This window comes from Brevibacillus sp. BC25 (assembly GCF_000282075.1).
Taxonomy (GTDB): domain Bacteria; phylum Bacillota; class Bacilli; order Brevibacillales; family Brevibacillaceae; genus Brevibacillus.
In genome coordinates this window covers 1-17,792 of record NZ_AKIX01000066.1, presented here as the reverse complement: position 1 = coordinate 17,792, position 17,792 = coordinate 1, and the positions used below count along the sequence as shown (strand labels likewise).

The 17,792-nt window shown below is 49.6% G+C and carries 18 protein-coding genes; 3 read left to right on the top strand and 15 right to left on the bottom strand.

Annotated features, from left to right (window positions below; translation table 11 throughout):
* Positions 1–91: 91 nt before the first annotated feature.
* Positions 92–2,095: an ABC transporter ATP-binding protein gene (locus PMI05_RS31650; RefSeq protein WP_007724897.1), complete on the top strand. Its 2,004-nt coding sequence runs from the start codon at positions 92–94 to the stop codon at positions 2,093–2,095.
* Between the two features lie 53 nt (positions 2,096–2,148).
* Here PMI05_RS31650 and PMI05_RS18540 read toward each other — a convergent pair whose 3' ends face one another.
* On the bottom strand, positions 2,149–4,386 hold the full coding sequence (locus tag PMI05_RS18540; protein WP_007724895.1) for a cation-translocating P-type ATPase: 2,238 nt from the start codon (positions 4,384–4,386) through the stop codon (positions 2,149–2,151).
* A 189-nt stretch (positions 4,387–4,575) separates the two neighbouring features.
* On the bottom strand, positions 4,576–4,872 hold the full coding sequence (locus PMI05_RS18535; RefSeq protein ID WP_007724891.1) for a hypothetical protein: 297 nt from the start codon (positions 4,870–4,872) through the stop codon (positions 4,576–4,578).
* 142 nt (positions 4,873–5,014) lie between these two features.
* On the opposite strand from PMI05_RS18535, the gene PMI05_RS18530 reads away from it, so the two are divergent.
* On the top strand, positions 5,015–5,389 hold the full coding sequence (locus tag PMI05_RS18530) for a metalloregulator ArsR/SmtB family transcription factor (RefSeq protein ID WP_007724888.1): 375 nt from the start codon (positions 5,015–5,017) through the stop codon (positions 5,387–5,389).
* Positions 5,390–5,430: 41 nt separating this feature from the next.
* Here PMI05_RS18530 and PMI05_RS18525 read toward each other — a convergent pair whose 3' ends face one another.
* From PMI05_RS18525 to PMI05_RS18485, 9 genes are all read right to left on the bottom strand, one after another.
* Entirely contained in the window at positions 5,431–5,871 is a 441-nt protein-coding gene (locus tag PMI05_RS18525; protein ID WP_007724886.1) for a hypothetical protein, read from the bottom strand.
* 5 nt (positions 5,872–5,876) lie between these two features.
* Positions 5,877–7,307 carry a cell wall metabolism sensor histidine kinase WalK gene (locus PMI05_RS18520; protein WP_007724884.1) on the bottom strand — a complete coding sequence of 477 codons (1,431 nt, stop codon included), beginning with the start codon at positions 7,305–7,307 and terminating at the stop codon, positions 5,877–5,879.
* Positions 7,304–7,984 (bottom strand): response regulator transcription factor, encoded by a 681-nt coding sequence (locus PMI05_RS18515; RefSeq protein WP_007724881.1) that lies wholly within the window; start codon positions 7,982–7,984, stop codon positions 7,304–7,306. The genes PMI05_RS18520 and PMI05_RS18515 overlap by 4 nt, the downstream gene beginning before the upstream one ends.
* A 288-nt stretch (positions 7,985–8,272) precedes the next feature.
* A complete protein-coding gene (locus PMI05_RS18510) occupies positions 8,273–8,890 on the bottom strand; it encodes an alpha/beta hydrolase (protein ID WP_007724879.1) in 618 nt (205 codons plus the stop codon).
* Positions 8,890–9,837, bottom strand: coding sequence for a ring-cleaving dioxygenase (locus tag PMI05_RS18505; RefSeq protein WP_007724877.1), 948 nt, complete (start codon positions 9,835–9,837; stop codon positions 8,890–8,892). Before PMI05_RS18505 ends, PMI05_RS18510 begins: the two co-directional genes overlap by 1 nt.
* A gap of 22 nt (positions 9,838–9,859) precedes the next feature.
* Positions 9,860–10,498: a nitroreductase family protein gene (locus PMI05_RS18500; RefSeq protein ID WP_007724874.1), complete on the bottom strand. Its 639-nt coding sequence runs from the start codon at positions 10,496–10,498 to the stop codon at positions 9,860–9,862.
* A 212-nt stretch (positions 10,499–10,710) separates the two neighbouring features.
* Positions 10,711–11,214 carry a DinB family protein gene (locus PMI05_RS18495; protein ID WP_007724871.1) on the bottom strand — a complete coding sequence of 168 codons (504 nt, stop codon included), beginning with the start codon at positions 11,212–11,214 and terminating at the stop codon, positions 10,711–10,713.
* A gap of 35 nt (positions 11,215–11,249) precedes the next feature.
* Complete coding sequence (locus PMI05_RS18490; protein WP_007724869.1) at positions 11,250–12,338, bottom strand: saccharopine dehydrogenase family protein; 1,089 nt, start codon at positions 12,336–12,338, stop codon at positions 11,250–11,252.
* Positions 12,335–13,732, bottom strand: a complete 1,398-nt coding sequence (locus PMI05_RS18485; RefSeq protein ID WP_007724859.1) for an MFS transporter — start codon at positions 13,730–13,732, stop codon at positions 12,335–12,337. Before PMI05_RS18485 ends, PMI05_RS18490 begins: the two co-directional genes overlap by 4 nt.
* Positions 13,733–13,868: 136 nt before the next feature.
* On the opposite strand from PMI05_RS18485, the gene PMI05_RS18480 reads away from it, so the two are divergent.
* Positions 13,869–14,954 carry a helix-turn-helix transcriptional regulator gene (locus tag PMI05_RS18480; protein ID WP_007724857.1) on the top strand — a complete coding sequence of 362 codons (1,086 nt, stop codon included), beginning with the start codon at positions 13,869–13,871 and terminating at the stop codon, positions 14,952–14,954.
* Here the strand turns inward: PMI05_RS18480 and PMI05_RS31820 are convergent.
* The 4 genes from PMI05_RS31820 to PMI05_RS18465 all read right to left on the bottom strand — a co-directional run.
* Positions 14,951–15,151, bottom strand: a complete 201-nt coding sequence (locus PMI05_RS31820) for an SMR family transporter (protein ID WP_081496840.1) — start codon at positions 15,149–15,151, stop codon at positions 14,951–14,953. The two genes, PMI05_RS18480 and PMI05_RS31820, sit on opposite strands and share 4 nt — an antisense overlap.
* Complete coding sequence (locus tag PMI05_RS18475) at positions 15,152–15,682, bottom strand: GNAT family N-acetyltransferase (protein WP_007724854.1); 531 nt, start codon at positions 15,680–15,682, stop codon at positions 15,152–15,154.
* Positions 15,683–16,789 (bottom strand): low specificity L-threonine aldolase, encoded by a 1,107-nt coding sequence (locus tag PMI05_RS18470; RefSeq protein WP_007724853.1) that lies wholly within the window; start codon positions 16,787–16,789, stop codon positions 15,683–15,685.
* Positions 16,786–17,792: serine hydrolase (locus tag PMI05_RS18465; protein WP_007724851.1), on the bottom strand; the 1,007-nt coding region annotated here is incomplete at its 5' end. The genes PMI05_RS18465 and PMI05_RS18470, both read right to left, overlap by 4 nt.

Sequence of the window (17,792 nt, the reverse complement as noted above, 5' to 3'; positions counted from 1 at the left end):
GGTCGCTTTTTTGAATTACCTCTACTAGAGAGATTGTTGGATATACATGGAGGGTTAATCACGACAAAGCATGCTCGAAAGGGAGGATTATATGGGAAAAGTTTTAGAAGTAAAAGATTTGCATGTGTCATTCGATACGTATGCAGGTGAAGTCAAAGCAGTACGAGGCGTCTCCTTTGATCTGGAAAAAGGAGAAACGCTGGCGATTGTTGGGGAATCTGGTTCCGGTAAATCCGTAACTTCACAAGCACTTATGCGCCTCATTCCTTCTCCTCCTGGACGCATTCCAAAAGGACAAGTTCTTTTTGAAGGAAGAGATTTGGTTACGCTTTCCGAAAAAGAAATGCAGGATGTTCGTGGTCGCGATATCTCGATGATTTTCCAAGACCCGATGACTTCCTTGAATCCGACGATGACTATCGGTAACCAAATCATGGAGAGCTTCATCAAGCACCAAAAGCTGAACCGTGCAGAAGCGCGCAACCGTGCTATTGAACTGTTGGAAATGGTAGGGATTCCATTTGCCAAGGAACGTATCGATCAATACCCGCACCAGTTTTCCGGTGGGATGCGCCAACGGATTGTTATTGCCATCGCCCTGGCCTGCAATCCAAAAATTATCATCGCCGATGAGCCGACAACTGCTCTGGACGTATCGATTCAAGCGCAGATTTTGGAGCTGCTGAAGGAACTGCAAAAGAAGATGGGTACCTCGATCATCTTTATTACGCATGACCTCGGTGTCGTTGCTAACATGGCAGACCGTGTAGCGGTTATGTATGCAGGTAAAATTGTGGAAATCGGTAAAGTCGATGAAATTTTCTACGATCCTAAGCACCCGTATACATGGGGTCTATTAGGTTCCATGCCTAGCCTCGATGCCAGCGATGACGAGCTGATGTCCATTCCTGGATCGCCGCCTGACATGTTCAAGCCACCTGTAGGTGATGCCTTCGCGGCTCGGAACCCATTTGCGTTGAAGGTCGATCTGGAATATGAACCACCGATGTTCAAAATCTCCGATACGCATTATGCGGCAACATGGCTCTTGCATGAAATGGCACCTGACATCAAACCGCCTGCTTCGGCTGTGAGACGAAAAGTCAATTCTGATGATGCGACTGAGGCTCCAGTAAGCACCAAAAAAACGTTCAACTACGAGAACCGTGAGAAGCTGGTTGAAGTTAAAGATTTGAAACAGCATTTTGACCTCGGGAATGGCCATACGCTGAAAGCTGTAGATGGTATCACCTTTGACATCTACAAAGGGGAAATCTTTGGTCTTGTGGGTGAATCTGGTTGCGGTAAATCCACTACCGGACGGACCATCCTTCGCCTGTACGATGCAACTGGCGGAGAGGTCTTGTTCGATGGACAAAGTGTACACGGAAAGAAAACACTCGAAGAAAAGAAATGGCTCAACCGCAAAATCCAGATGATTTTCCAAGACCCGTACTCATCGTTGAATCCACGTCTGACTGTATCCGATATTATTGCGGAAGGTCTGGACATTCATCGTCTGGCGAACAAGGAAGCACGTATCGCCAAGGTACACGAGCTGTTGGAAACCGTTGGCCTCAACCGCGAGCACGCAAACCGTTACCCGCATGAGTTCAGCGGCGGACAGCGCCAACGGATCGGGATCGCACGGGCATTGGCTGTTGATCCGGAATTCATCATTGCCGATGAACCGATCTCTGCCCTCGACGTGTCCATTCAGGCGCAGGTCATTAACCTGCTCAAGCGCCTGCAAAAAGAAAAAGGCCTGACTTATCTGTTCATCGCCCATGACCTTTCCATGGTTAAATACATCAGTGATCGCATTGGTGTTATGTACCGCGGACGTATTGTGGAGCTGGCAGAAAGTAATCGCCTGTACGAGAATCCGATTCATCCGTACACCAAATCGTTGCTCTCGGCAATTCCATTGCCAGACCCTGATTATGAGCGCAACCGCAAGCGCATCGTTTTCGATGATCAGGATTATTTGCAAGATCAAGGGGAAGAACGCGTCTTGCGTGAAATTGAGCGCGGTCACTTTGTTGCATGCACCCAGAAAGAATTCGAAAGATATGGCGGCGGCGTCTTGGTTTAAGCCTTTCACAGAAAAAAGGGAGAGAGCTTCGACAGCTCATCTCCCTTTTTTATTTAGTCCTTCATTCGCAAGAGTCTCATGCTGTTTAAGATGACCAGCAATGCGGCTCCTGTGTCACTGAGCACCGCCAGCCACAAGGTTAGATAGCCTGGGAAGATCAGCACGAGTGCGACCAGCTTTACGATAATCGAAAACCAGATGTTTTGCTTGATAATTGTGAGTGCTTTTCTGCTGACCTTCATCGTGTGCGGCAGCTTTTCGAGATTGTCAGCCATCAATACGATATCCGCAGTTTCCATTGCCGTATCGGTTCCTGCTCCACCCATGGCAATCCCCAAGTCAGCTGATGCGAGAGCAGGCGCATCGTTGATCCCGTCACCCACCATGGCGACGACCTTGCCTTCTTGCTGTAGTCGCTTGACTGCTTCTACCTTATCTTGTGGCAGTAGCTCTGCAAAATAACGGTTGACGCCGGTCTGACTCGCTACCTTTTTCGCCGTACCCTCATTGTCACCAGTCAGCATCACGATGTCTTCGATACCTGCGGCCTTGAGTTTGCCAATGGCACTAACCGTAATCTCACGAATGGTATCGGCAACAGCAATCATCCCGATCAATTTCGTTGCGGTACCGATAACCACCAGCGTATGTCCTTCACTCTGCAACGACTCGATTTTCGTTTGCCATGCGGACAGATCGACTCCCAGCTCTTGAAACAACGCGGGCTTCCCTGCATAAAATGTTTCGGTTCCGATGACAGCGCTCGCCCCTTTTCCGACGATCGCCTTGAAATCTTGCCCACTCTGAGAAGCGACCTGCTTTTGTTTCGCATAGGTGAGAATCGCTTGTGCAATCGGATGGGAAGAACGCTCTTCAATCGTTCTGGCGATCGACACTACTTCAGCTTCGCTTCCCGCCATCTCGATAACCACAGCAACCTGTGGTTTCCCTTCCGTCAATGTGCCCGTTTTATCGAAGGCAATTGCGGTAATCGCTCCTGCCTTTTCCAAAAACGTGCCGCCCTTGATCAGGACACCGTTTCTCGCGGCATTTCCAATCGCGGACACAATCGCAACTGGCGTGGAAATGACCAGTGCGCACGGGCAAGCAACAACCAGCAGCTCAAGCCCTCTGTAAAACCATTCTCCCCAAGTACCGAGTCCAAGTAATGGCGGGAATACGATCACGAACAAAGCAAGCACGAGCACGATTGGCGTGTAGATCGCAGCAAATTTGTCGACGAACGCCTGAGTAGGCGCTTTTTTCTCCTGGGCTTCCTCCACGAGATGAATGATTCTGGCAATCGCCGTATCCTCCACCAGCTTTGTTACCTTGATCTCCACCGCGCCGCTTTCGTTGACACTCCCTGCAAAAACACTGTCGCCGACCAGCTTATCTACGGGAATCGATTCACCTGTTATCGGGGCCTGATTGACGCTCGATGTCCCATGTACGATGACACCATCCAGCGGGATTTTCTCTCCCGGCTTCACTACGATAACTTGGCCGACAGCGATGTCCTCAACTGGCTTACGGGTAAGAGACTCCCCCACCTTGACCCATGCCTCGGGCGGAGCCAAATCCATCAGATTGCGTATGGAGTCGCGCGTTTTTTCAATCGACTTGGTCTGTAGCAAGTTTCCGATGGAAAAGAGCCAGACGACTGTCGCGCCTTCCAGCCACTCACCGATTAATGCTGCTCCAACAGCCGCAACAGACATCAATACGTTCATATCCAGTGAACCGCTTTTCATCGCGTAAAAAGCACTGCGCGCAGGTCGGTAGCCGCCACTTATGATCGACAACGCATAGAGTACAGTAACGACCAGCGGAGAGATGCTAGGCGATAAGGAACCTAAAAAACCGAGAGCCAACAGCACACCGGAAATCGTCGTCAGTACCGTCCCTGCTTGATCCGTTTTCGGTACTGCTTTGGCCGTGCGTCTCGTAAGCAGCATGGCACTGTAGCCAGCCTTGGCAACTTCCTTGACCACCGTGTCTTCTCCCAGCCCATCCGCGACGAGCTGCATTTTACCCGTGGAAAAGTTCACGTTTACCTCTTTTACGGCAGGCAACGTCTGCATATGCTTTTCCAGCGATTTGGCGCACGAACTGCAATCCATACCTGTAACGCGATAGACAACAGCCTGTGAAGAAAGAATGCCTGCGCTTTCTGTTGCTGTTGCCGCAGCCGCAGGCTCGAGAACCGTGAGAATTTTACCAGCATGCTTATGCTCACTTCCGCATTGATGCCCACTGCAACACTCATCTTTTTTTCGTTCTTCTGCCATCTGTTTTCACCTTTTTCCAAGCATCTATTTTGCCCAGCTTCGAATGAAATCAATCCACAAACATTCAAACAAATATTTAATTATTATATTATCGCATCCTTCTGGTTCGTTCAAGGATTGATTTGAATATTTCGCCCATTTTTTTACAAATCGAGAATAAGAAAAAGACCCCTATTACTAGGAGTCTTGTTACTTGGTACGGGCTTCTACTGGTGCTGGGGTGGTCTGCCAACGCTCCCCACAGTCCAGACATTTGCACTTGATTACTTTACGCTTTTCTAAGGCAAGACGAACGGCAAACAGGATAAAGGCCCCTGATAGTCCGAGGAACAAAAAGATGACAGGAGTCCCTTTCACCGAAATGCCGATCAAGGCAAGCACTGCCAAAACCGCTACATAAATGGTTATGTATAATGGCTTATTGATCGAATCCGTAAAATCGATCTTTGCAGAACGGCACTTCGGGCACTTTGGTGGCGCACTCATGGTATTCTCTCCCCATTTCTTGGATCATGTACATCTTACACGAAAACAGAGAAGGACACTACACTGCCATGAAAATGTCGTTTTTCCTTTTCACTTTCTCCGCGAATGTCTATAATAGTAGGACATTGTAGAGCATGAGGTGATGGATACAGTGGATGACATCTGTGAAATCCAATGTTTTGATGAGGAAAAAGTAAATCGGTTAAAGCCGCTCGCCACAGAATCAGAAGGGGTAGCAAAAATCTTCAAGGCGTTGGCCGATGACACCCGCGCCAAAATCATACACATCCTCTCGATGGAAGACGAGCTCTGTGTCTGTGATGTGGCTGCTATCATCGGAAGCTCGATCGCTAACACCTCCCACCATCTGCGGCTTCTTCGCAACATGGGACTAGCTAAGTATCGAAAAGAAGGAAAGCTCGTTTTTTACTCGTTGGATGATGACCATGTACGCCATCTCATATCTGCGGGGATTGAACACGCCAAAGAACAGAAAACGATTGTCCGAGCTACCTAATGCTCGGGCTTTTTTGTTACTCCCGCATTTTAAACATTTGATTAACCATGGCGATTTACACTCGTTTTCCGGGTAAAACGCTGCCTGATCGCCTCTATTCCCACAAATATAAGGAAGTAACATATACTGGCGAACACAAAAACCGTTGCCTGCGGATAAAACAATGCAGCATGCGGATCAACACTCATTAGCCATTGAAAAAACACAGGCACATAGCCGATGACAGCATATCCACCGAAACGCACAACGTATTTTTTCCACCCGAACAAGTGTGATCGACTCACTAGCCAGTCCACGAATACCGACAGCCATACGAAGACAATCAGGTTCAATGCCATACTGATAAGTACACCCAGCAAATACTCTTGTCCGAACCCGTATGGCGCGCTCGGATCACGATAGTTATAGATGATCAACGCAGCATACAGACCAGTAATAAAAGGGGATATGACTGCGGCCAGTATACGCATGCCGATATTCATGGAAATCACTCCCTTGCTTCGCTTCGTTCTGATTCGTTTGTCGTTCTCGCAGTAGGATGCTCACCCGTCGATAGGCTGACCGTAGCGGTTGTCCCTTCGCCTATCCGGCTTTGAATATGTATGCTGCCTTTTGCAACCTGCAAAATTTTTTGCACGATAGAAAGACCGAGACCGCTTCCCGTCGCTTCTCGATTGCGTGACTTGTCTCCTTTGTAAAAACGGTCAAAGACATGCTCCTGCTCTTCTTCTGACATGCCAATCCCCGTATCCCGAATGGTCACGACAATTCGCGTATCCTTCTGTATCGCAATGTAAATAGAGCCCTCCATTGGGGTGAATTTGATACTATTGGCAAGCAGGTTCATCCATACTTGATTGAGCAGCTGCTTGTCACCCACGATGAAGGTCTCCGGTAAAGTCAGCTCCATCGCGAGCTTTTTTTGTTGCCACTGATGCTGCAAAACTAAGACGACTTGCCTGATCTGCTCATCCAGTCGGAAACGTGTCGGTTCGTACAGACCTGTCTCTTTGTCCAGGGAAGCGAGCGTCAACAGCTGCTTGCTCAAGGAAGACAGCCGCCTGCTCTCCTCTTCGATGATAGTCAAGTACGTCTCCCGCTGTTCGTTTGTCACACCACCGCTCCGGATGGCTTGAGAAAAGCCTTGGATCGATGTCAATGGAGACTGGATTTCATGAGAGACATTGGAGACAAACTCTTGGCGCATCTCGTCCAGTTGTTTGAGTGACTCTGTCATCCTGGCAAAATGCATGGCCAAATCGCCGATTTCGTCCCGGCGAGCGATGTCCAGGTGAATGTCGTACTGGCCTTCTGCCAGCTTTTTGGTCGCATGGCTCAGCTTCTCGATCGGCTTCACCAAATAACGGGTAAATATCAGGATCAGGATCAAGCTAAGTACAAACATCGCTGCCAGTAGCAAGGCAAACATAATATGCACCTCGCCAAATTGCTGCTCAATATTTGGGCGTACAAACAGGGCGTATTTTTTCCCTTCTGCTGTAAGCGGCAAGCCAATGCTATTTTTCAATGTATTCTCAAAAAATCCGGTCACAAACAAGCCGTGCTCTTCTTCTGTGATCCCTCTGTAGGTCTCACCCGCCAACACTTTTTGAACAATAGCAGGCTCTATCTGCTGATCGCGAAAAGGTGCTCCGAATTGGCTTACTGCGCCATTCTCATCCACGAGATGCAGCTGAAAATTCAAATTGGCGACATGGGTCATGTAGGAGGGCAGGTCGAGCGACGATTTATGTTCGTACAAATCGATCATCTGCTGTCCGATGCTCGTGATTTTTTGTTCATTATAAGCGCGCAGATTTCGTTGATAATACTCATTTGCCAACAAAAATCCAAGTGTGCCGCTGATCAGTACAATTGCGACGAAGGTAAGAACTACCCGGACGTAGAGAGATTTCACGTGCCTCGTACCTCCAGCTTGTAGCCTAAGCCGCGAACGGTAGAAATGACAAAGTCATTTGTTTTCTCCGTAAATTTCTCTCGCAGCCGCTTAATATGCACATCGATGGTACGACTATCGCTCTCGGTGTCGCCGCCCCACACGAGCTCCAACAGTTGATCCCGGGTAAAGATCCGATCAGGAAAACTGGCAAGCTGGGCAAGCAGTTCAAATTCCTTTAACGGTAAATGAATCAACTCATCTCTTACCTTCACGACATGGCTGATACGATCGATGACGGTATCGTTCATGACGATGATTTGTTTGTTGACCATCTGATAGCGACGCAGCAAGGCCTTGATGCGGTACAGCAATTCGGTAGGCTCAAATGGCTTGGTCAAATAATCATCCGTCCCCGCCAAAAAGCCTTTTTCTTTATCCCGCACCTCTCCCTTTGCCGTTAGCATGATGACAGGGAGGTCGTAAAATTCCCGTATCTCCCGGCACAGCTCCCAGCCGTTTTTGCCTGGCATCATCACATCCACAATGGCGAGCTGGACAGATTCCTGTTCCAATAGCTGCGAAGCCTCATTTCCATCCACACAAGCCAAGACGTGGTATCCCTCTTTTGCCAAGTAAAATCGCAATAGCTCACGTACATGTGGATCATCATCTGCAATCAGAATCGTCAGTTTCATCAAGCTGGCCCCCCTTGTTACTCCGCCCTCTGGTACTCCTGCTTCATTATTTTGAATGATACTCACTTGAATACCATTCTGCAAATCGTCACTGGTTTGCGCCTATCTACGTGGATCAATCGTAAAGAAGCAATATGAACAAGAGATGAACGAATCCTGCTGGCTCTTGAAGACTCTTACACATCTGATTAAATCTGCGGGAAGCATGCTCTTTTCCCGGAAAAACAGCCGTTTGCGCACACAAAAAAGCGGCAGACACCTAAGCCCGCCGCTCTTGTTACTCATCGATTACTTGCAAAACATCTCTGTAAACCACGCGGCCGAAGCCTCTACTTCCTTCACCGTCAGCTGATGACCATAAGAATCCCAATGCACAGTCACGTCAGCGCCTGCTTCTGTCAGTAGTCGGTTCAGCTCCTCTGTCTCTTGTGCAGTACAAATCGGATCATTCGTGCCCGCTCCGATGAACACCGGAATGGCTGACATATCAGGCAGAGCGATCCCGCGGCGTGGAACCATTGGGTGGTAAAGAATCGCCCCTTTTAGCGGATTCGGGTAATGGAACAGGAGACTACCTGCGATATTCGCCCCGTTCGAATAGCCGACTGCCACGATATTGTCTCGCTCGATCTGATACGTATCCGCGGCCTGATCCAAAAACTCATGCAGCTCCTGCGTGCGGTTGACCAAATCCTCTTCGTCAAAAACACCCTCTGCTAGGCGTCGGAAGAATCGCGGCATGCCATTTTCGAGAACATTCCCACGGACGCTCAGAACAGAAGCACCTGGATAAATGCGATTGGCCAGTGGCAAGAGGTCGTTTTCATCTCCACCTGTTCCATGTAGCAGCAACAGTGTTGGTGCTTCTGAGTCGGTTCCTTTTCGAAAAATGTGCTTCAAATTCATTATTTATCTTCCTCCAACACTCTGACTGTAATCGGCGGCAGGCCTTGCTCAATCTGGGCACGACGTGGCTCATACCACTCGGGGAGCATCAGTTTTTCACCCAATGTGTCAAATGGCTCATCTCGCTCAAAACCCGGAGGATCGGTCGCAATTTCAAACAAAATCTCGCCCGGCTCGCGGAAGTAGATGGCGTTGAAATATTGACGGTCAATAATATCTGTTGGATGGAGACCGGATTGAGCCGCGCGCTGCTGCCACATTTGGTGATCTTGATCATCTATGGCACGCCATGCGATATGGTGGATCGTACCTGCACCACCTGCGCCTCTTTCTATTGGCTCGGCATTTACGTCAATGATATTGCCCAAATCGCCGTTAGCCTGGAACCGGACAAGGCCGTTTTCTTCGCCAACTCTAGTCAGTCCCATCAGTCTCTCGAGAACATCCATGGTGTGGGCTGGAGCCATACTGTACAAGATCGCTCCGCCGAAGCCTTTGATTGCCTTGTCAGCTGGCACTCCACCAAAGGACCATTTGCTCGCTGGACCGCCTTCGCGTTCCACGATCTCCAGCTGTAAGCCGTCTCTGTCTGTAAATTGCAGATACGTTTCATTAAAACGCTCCACGCGGCGGTACTCGATTCCGAATTTTTTCAGTCGATCCTCCCAGAAGGAAAACGCCCCCACTGGAATCAAGAAAGTGGTATAGCCCACCTGCCCACCGCCCACGCGTCCACGGCGACCAGATTCCCATGGGAAAAAGGTGATCGCGGTACCTGGACTGCCGACCTCATTCCCGAAGTACAGGTGATACACATCTGGCGCATCGAAGTTGATCGTTTTTTTCACCATGCGCAATCCGAGAAACCCTGCATAAAAATCAACGTTATTTTGGGCGCTTGTAACAAAAGCCGTGATATGGTGAATTCCTGCTGTTTGCTGTGTCATTTTGAATAGCCTCCTCTAATTATTATTTACTTGCTTGGAATGTGTTGTAGCTCACGAACTCTCCAACGGGCTTGCGGTACCCTCTGACACGCTGGCTGGATGTATCTTCTTTTCCAATCGTGATCATCAGAGCTGGCACAAAGCTGTCCGGAACCTTTGCTATCTCTTGGACAGCTACTGGATCGAATCCGATCATCGGGCACGTATCCCAGCCTTTATCCTTTGCAGCGAGCATGAACAGCATTGCGGACAAATTAGCATTGCGGAGCGCTTCATCACGCTTGAATTGCTCTCCTCCACCCTCGTACATTGCTCTGACAGAAGAATTGTTGTGGTCGTACTCGCGTTGATCCATGATTCCTAATTGAAGAAGACCTTCATTAATGCGCTCTACGCTTTGGTACGCTTCCTTGTCTCCAAATACAAGCACAACTGCCGAAGCTGTTTTCACCTTATATTGTCTATATGCCGCTTCATATACACGCTCCTTTGCTTCTGGATCGGTGACAACTACATAATGGGCATGCTGCAAATTGAATGCAGATGGGGCGAATTTGACCAGCGACATGATTTCATCGATCTCAGCAGGGGTTATCGTTACGTCCATGAGAAACTTGTTTGCGGATCTTCTGTTTTTTACAAGGGTAGTGAATTCACTCATGGGACTTCCTCCTCGATTTTTTCTATCTCAATCATTTTTGAATATCTTAAATTAAAGATAATTGCGTTTAAAAATGTTCCTGCCTGGGGAAGTAGGATGACGATGTTACAAAAATGAATATCTTGAATTTAAGATAATTATAGGACTAAAATTCTCCCTTGTCAACAGCCTAAGGCCAGAAGAATGAAATCTCTTCCAGCCCAAGGCTCTTGTCAGTTGGTGTACCAGTAAAGAGCATACTCGGTCATAACAGAAGGATACCCCATTTGGCGCAGCATCGCCGTTATGTTTCCACGATGATACGTTCCGTGATTGACCACTTGCATGATGATTTCTGCCAAGCTCGTATCGCGTACTCTCGTGTACGGATTATCGAGGACAATGCGCCGCTCCAAATCTTCTTCTTGGCTGAGAAAAGCTCTGAATTGCTCGACCATCTCGGCATACAACTGCTCTACTTCCTCCAAGCTTTTTCCCGTAATTTTCTTCTCTTGCTGCCATGTCTCATCCATGGCAGCTTGCATATCCATCCCCTGCAATATGAGAAGCCAGCTTTGGTCCACCATATAAATATGCTCCAACACTTTTGCCACTGTCGGGAAAACGCTTTGGACCTCCTGCTCGTAAACACCTTCCGGAAGTTCCTTCAAGCGATTGATTAACGTTTGATTCGCCCACGCGTGAAAGTCGTACATGTTTTTGGCATAGTGTGTCATGATAAAGCCCCCTCTTTGGTTCGTCGATAGCTCTATCATAGAAAAGCTTCCCTGACAAATACGGTCAGTGATGCTTCCTGCTCCAGCCAAAATCTCATTTTTTCTAATGAAAACAGTTGCTCCATGTGGTGAACTCCTGGAGGAAACGCCTCTTCATACAGCGATTTTGCTACGGCAGCCGCCACCATAGCGGTCATGTTGGACTGATCGCGCCCGTACAGCAGACACTCTACTGTCGCCTCGTTCGTTCCCCGTTTTCCCTGTGCTTCTACCTTGATGGCAAACCGATCATCCCCCATTTTCCAACGCCCAAACGCTTCAATCGTAGCTTCCCGTACTTTTGGTTGATGGAGTAATCGGCAAATTCCAATACTCCGAAGGGCCGCCACCACTCTCGTCATCCCATCCAGATCAAAACAAAGTCGGGTAGATACTGTAGGGACATCCAAGGTGCGTGCCAATGACTGTTGATCGGAAAACGGAAATCGATACGCGCGCTTTTTCCCCAGCTCCGGTCCAAAATCAACAAGCTTGCCGTCTGTCATGCTCTCTACGGTTACACGCTGATGCTTGTTCATCACCTCGTAGCTCGTGCACAAGTTATCGACAGTCCATTCAATCGCGGCCTTCCCATGCCGATCACCGAGCCCAAGCATAATGAATATGTCCAGCTCATTCACCTGATCCAGCAAGCAATGAGCTTCCCCTGCGAGCAGGTTGGTCAGCCCTGGCGCCAGTCCTACACTGAGCACGGCGGTTCCCATGTTCTTCGTTTCAGTTTGGCTCCCCCATTGTTCGATTTGCGTCAAAAAATGGCCATTCGCCGAAATATCGAGATAATGCGTTCCATTCCGCACACACCCTTCCACAAAAACCGTATCCCGCTGATCCAGACACATGACCACCAGCTTTACTTTTTCCAGCATGCTTTCGTCTAACGGCTTGTGAATATCGAGTTGCAACGGCAGCACCTTCCCATTTGCTTCTCGGCAAAATGCTTCAGCCTTCTCCAAGCTGCGTCCGGCTGCATACACCCGTCCCGGATATGCTTCACCCAAATTCTTGCATATGGTTGCCCCTACATGACCGTACCCTCCGACTACCACAATTCGATCCTTGCTCATGCCTTCTCCACCTCTGCGCCTCTCTTTTTCTGCCGCTCCAGACGTCCCGCATACCACCAGACAAACAAACCGATTAGGCAAATCAGTCCCCCTGCTTCAAAAACCGCACGATACGCATCGATCGTCGGCTGCACAGCTTGACTCGACTCACCGTTCATCATACCCAGTCCCAACGCTGCGCCGACCACCATCCCTGCATTGCGTGTCAAGGCGATCATGCCTCCGATCGCGCCCGCATGCTCCAACGGGACGTGGCGCATGATGTAGCTGTTGTTGGGCGAAGCAATCAGCCCCATACCTGCCCCTATTAAAGCCAGTACCGCAATGATTTCCACCGTGGATAATGCCTCTAGCCAGATCGCTAAGACGGTCACCCCTACCCCCATCGCACCGAGACCTGCAAAAATGAGTGGGCGTGCACGATAGCGGTCTGAAGCCCAGCCACTAAAAGGCCCCGTCAACGCCAGCAGCAATGGGTAAGCAGTCATCATATACCCTGCTGTCAAAGGGGATTCATGCGCTTGATTAAGCAGGTAGAACGGCAGGACAACCAGTACGAGATTAGCGAGCACAAACGAAGTGAAGCTAATGAACAGTCCACTGGACACAGCCGATAGGCGAAAGACCGCCACGGGCAAAAACGGCACTGACTGTCTCCGCTCCCACCAGACAAACGCCCATACCAAGACGAGTACACCCCCAAAAAGAATGAGCATCCCTTGTGAAGCCCAGCCCCACCCGTTTCCATTGGAGATCGCGATAATGATTAAGCTGACCAGCAGCATAAACAGACCTGCCCCAACGAGATCAAGTGAACTGACCTTCTTCGTCTGCTCATGAGAAGGAATGTAACGAAAAGCCAGCCCCGTAGCCAAGATGGCGACAGGAACATGAATCAGAAACAACCACTCCCAGCTCAACCACGACGCGATCATCCCACCTGCAATCGGCCCGGTCATGCCGCCAAGCGCAACAGCTGTACTCATGATCCCCATTGCCCTTCCCCGCATTTCTTTTGGGAGCAAAATCGCAATGAGCGCGATATTGGTAGCCTGGAACATAGCCGCTCCGATGGCTTGCACGATTCGAAGCGCCAACAGCATCGTGATCGTCGTCGAGAATGCTACCAAGACAGAACTTACCGTGAACAGCAGGAAACCGTAATTGTGCAGCACACGATGCCCGTATCGATCTCCCAGCTTGCCCATGAAAGGAAGAAGAGACGCGATGACAAGCAAATAACCCGTTGTAATCCATTGTGCGATCGCCAGCTCCGTCTGGAAAATGTATGTGAACTGAGGGAGCGAGACATTGACAATCCCCGCTGTAAAATGAGACAAGAATGCACCCAGACAAATCGCGATCATCATGAAAAAGCGCTGCCGCTGGCTCATATGGTCTTTCCAACTCCTCGCGTATCTTGTAAATTTAGACTAAGAATTATTCTCAATTATAGAGAGTACCAAGGAGAGCACCATCCCACAAAGCTGGGATTTTCCTTTTGCCAATAGACGTACAGGAGAAATGCAGATGAGCACAAATCGGGAAGCGAGCAAACGAAAAGTGATGGCACTGGCTGAACGCTTTTCTCACTCTTCACAAGACTATCGGACAGCGCTCTTGCCGCTATTGCGAGAGTTCGTCCCTTTTGACGGAGCCTGCTGTACCGCTGTTGATCCGCAAACACTTTTGTCCACCGGAGCCATTACGGAAGACGGGGTGGAAGCCATTCATCATGGCATATTTGAGTATGAATACTTGCGCGAGGACTTTAACCGGTATGATGCTCTGTGCAAAGCGGCTGAGCCTGTTGCTACGCTGAGCCAAGCGACCGGGGGCCAGCTTGAACGCAGTGACCGCTATCGCAATGTTCTGCTCCCCGCCGGTTTTCATGATGAAATGCGTGCTGCCCTCAAGTACGACGGTGCATGCTGGGGCTATTTAACGTTGTTTCGTTCGCAGGGGCGTCCCTTTTTTTCTGAGCAAGAACGTGAATGTATTTTGGCTTTGGCGCCGCTGATTGCTTATCAGTTGCGAAAGACGAGTCTGTCCTTACCCGCTGAGGAGAATACGTGGATGGAAGAAGAGATGGGGATATTGATGCTGTCGGATCAGTTCACCTTGCTCGCTGCCAATCCTACAGCGGAAAAATGGTTGACCCTGCTTCGCCAATGGGAATCGATTGATCGCGATACCTTGCCCCGACCAGTGCGAGCGGTCTGTTCGCGGGCACTCTCTCAGCTAGCAGAATCAGGCCACACGACATCCTTGGCAAAAGTCTGCATTCGCATGCCAGATGGCCCTTACATGACGATTCAGGCAAGCCCCATGAACAGCCAAAGCAGCACGGCCCACTTGGCTGTCTTGTTCGGTCCCGCAAAACCTGCTGACATGCTGCCGCTCATCGCCGAGGCATACGGATTGTCTGTACGGGAAAAGCAAATACTCGACCAGATTGTCCGCGGCGCTTCCACGAAGGAGCTCGCACGCACACTGCACATCTCCGCTTATACGGTTCAGGATCATTTGAAGTCCATCTTCGTAAAAACCGGAGTATCCAGCAGACGAGAGCTGATCTGGCAATTGTTCACCCGATTTGGCGTACAGGCGAACTAGTGAAAACCTGGCCAAAAAAGCCCCATTCTTACAGCACACGCTGCCAGAAAGGGGCTTTTCGCTACTGATGACAATCCCTGTAATGAACAGAATCTACTTCCTGCTGAGCCAATGCCCGTCCATACAGCATAAGCTGTTCCGACCGGGAGCGTCTGAACAGCGGTCGAGAGCAAATACAAGCTACTACTTGCAACCATTTATGTAGATGCTGTCAAATCGAGATGAAAAATCAGCTCCTCGCCATACTCGCCCGCATATCTCCCTCCTTGATCGACTAGCCCCGCCTTTTTATACAGATGGATCGCCGGCGTATTCGTATGATGAACCGTCAACACGATTTCATCTCGCTCCGGGTAATGCTCTCTCGCGATGTCAGCCAAGCCCTGGAATACTCGCAAGGCGTAACCCTTCTTTTGATAGCGGGAATCGATTGAAAATGATTTGAAAATAATCGCCTGGTCATTTGGTGTGTAGGGATTGCCTGTGTTTGGTGTAAATAAGGCAAAACAACCGATCAGATGGCCTTGGTCAAAAACTACATAGGGCTTATAACCAGGATTGTTTTGAGATGATTCGATCACATCGACTGGCATAGACGTGTAGATCGCTTGTTCTTGCGGCAATTCGTAAGCCATGATCGAAGGGTAGTCGCTTTTTTCGTACGGTCTGATAATGAACATATCGGTTCCTTTCTCTTCTTTCACGGCAGCCCGCTGAAATTGATTCATTTACTCGGCTTTTGATTTCTGCTCTCCTAGTTTTTGATTCAGCTTTTCGAACGCCAACCCCAGCTCTTCCTTCGGGATCATCGCATACCGATCGCCAATACTTACCTCATAGGAGCTAGAAGATTCGTCGTCCTGTCTGACATAATGCGTGAAGCCAATCCCTGTCTCTTCACTGAGTGAGACCATGATACGCTCGAGCTCTTCTTTCGGCAAATCTGCGTGCACATGAAACATGTTGGATACAGGCACGGCCGGTCTCGTAGATATCCCCTGGCATTGGTTGTAGAGTGCCGCCAGCTCTTTTGCATCCTCGAAATATTGACTGAATTTATGTTTTCTCTGCTCAAAATGGTATTCTGCCGTAACAATATACGGGTACAAACTAATCAGGTCCCCGCCATGGCGTCTTTTCCATACCTTCGATTGCTTCGTGAAGTCTTCATCCCCAGCCAGGATCGCTCCGGCAATTCCACCTATTCCTTTGTAAAAGGAAACGTACACGCTATCGAACAATGCGCATACCTCATCGGCTGACTTCTGGTAATACGGCAGGATTTCCAAAAGCCGGGCACCATCTAGATGCAGCCGAATTCCTTTTTCCCGACAATAACGGGAGATCGCCTCCAAATCCTCATACGCAGGCAGCTGTCCGCCAATCTCACGCTGTGGCAATTCCAGCAACAGGCACGCGATATCATCGTCCATGCCGAGAACATCGTCCAGTCCAATCACGCTGTCTTTATCCGCCAGCAAGACAGCCTCGATCTGATGCAGCTCCTTGAGCCCATCCTCCTCGTGAATCTCCAAGTGACAGAGCGGATGATAAGCGACCTTTTTGATTCCCTTCTCATCGGACCAGATGCGTAACGCGATTTGTTGGGCCATCGTACCGCTGGGAAAAAATACGGCAGACTCTTTGCCCAAATATTCGGCCATCTTGTGCTGAAAATTCTCGATGAGTTCGCCTGACCCGTACATATCACCCTCCACATTCCCATCCACCCTGGACAGGACCTGCTGCAATTGATGGAGGTCTCTCTTGCTGTGGCCGGCGATTTGATAAGTGGTCTTTTTAAATACTTCTCGCAAGGTTTTCGTATCGTTCATCTTGGCAGGGCTCCTTTTCCTTTCTCATCTTCAATCGCTTGATAGGCAGTGGTCCAGAAATCAAGGAAAGCACCAGGTGGTTGTGGTGAATCCATCAGACGCTGGGTCAAGAGAATGCCAATCATTTCTTCCTGCGGATCTGTGTAGGCTGACGTTCCGAAACCACCGTCCCAGCCAAATCGCCCAGGCACCGTCCACAGATCATAACGCCTTATGTTTACGGCCATTCCGAAGCCCCAGCTGCTATGTCCACCGAAGAAAACGTGGAAATCAGCCTTCTGTTGTGCTGTCAGATGATCCATTGTCATCAGCTCTACGGATGGACGGGACAAAATGCGCTCGCGTCCGTAACGTCCCTTGCCCAGCATCATCTGGCAAAACGCCAAATAGTCGTCCACGGTTGAGACAAGCCCTCCCCCACCTGACTGGAAAACCGGCGGCTTGCTCCACTGACCCGTTCTCGGATCATCGTAAACCTTCAGCCATCCATTAGTGGAATCACGCATGTAGCTCGGTGGCAGCCTATCCAGCTTCTCCGCCGGAACATGAAATCCGGTATCCTTCATGCCGAGCGGCTCAAAAATACGTTCCTGTAGAAATGCTTCCAACGATTGTCCGGTTATGCGTGAAATAAGTACACCCAAGACATCCGATCCTATATGATACGCCCATGATTCTCCCGGCTGGTGGATCAGTGGCAAGCTCTCGAATTGCTTCATCCATTCATCTGGTGATTTTGTAGGGAGGTCCGGTCCAGGGACGAATCCCTTTTCAACCATGGCGCGCTGAATGGGGTACATATCCGGGGGAGCCATGATGTACCCGAACCCAAGCTGAAAGGTAAGCAAATCGCGCAGCGTAATTGGGCGCTTGGCTGGTACCGTGTCATCCAACGTACTATCGATTCTACGCAACACCTGGCGCTGACTCAGTTCCGGCAGCCATCGATCTACACTCTCATCCAGCCGTACCCGACATTCCTCCACCAAAATCATGGCGGCTA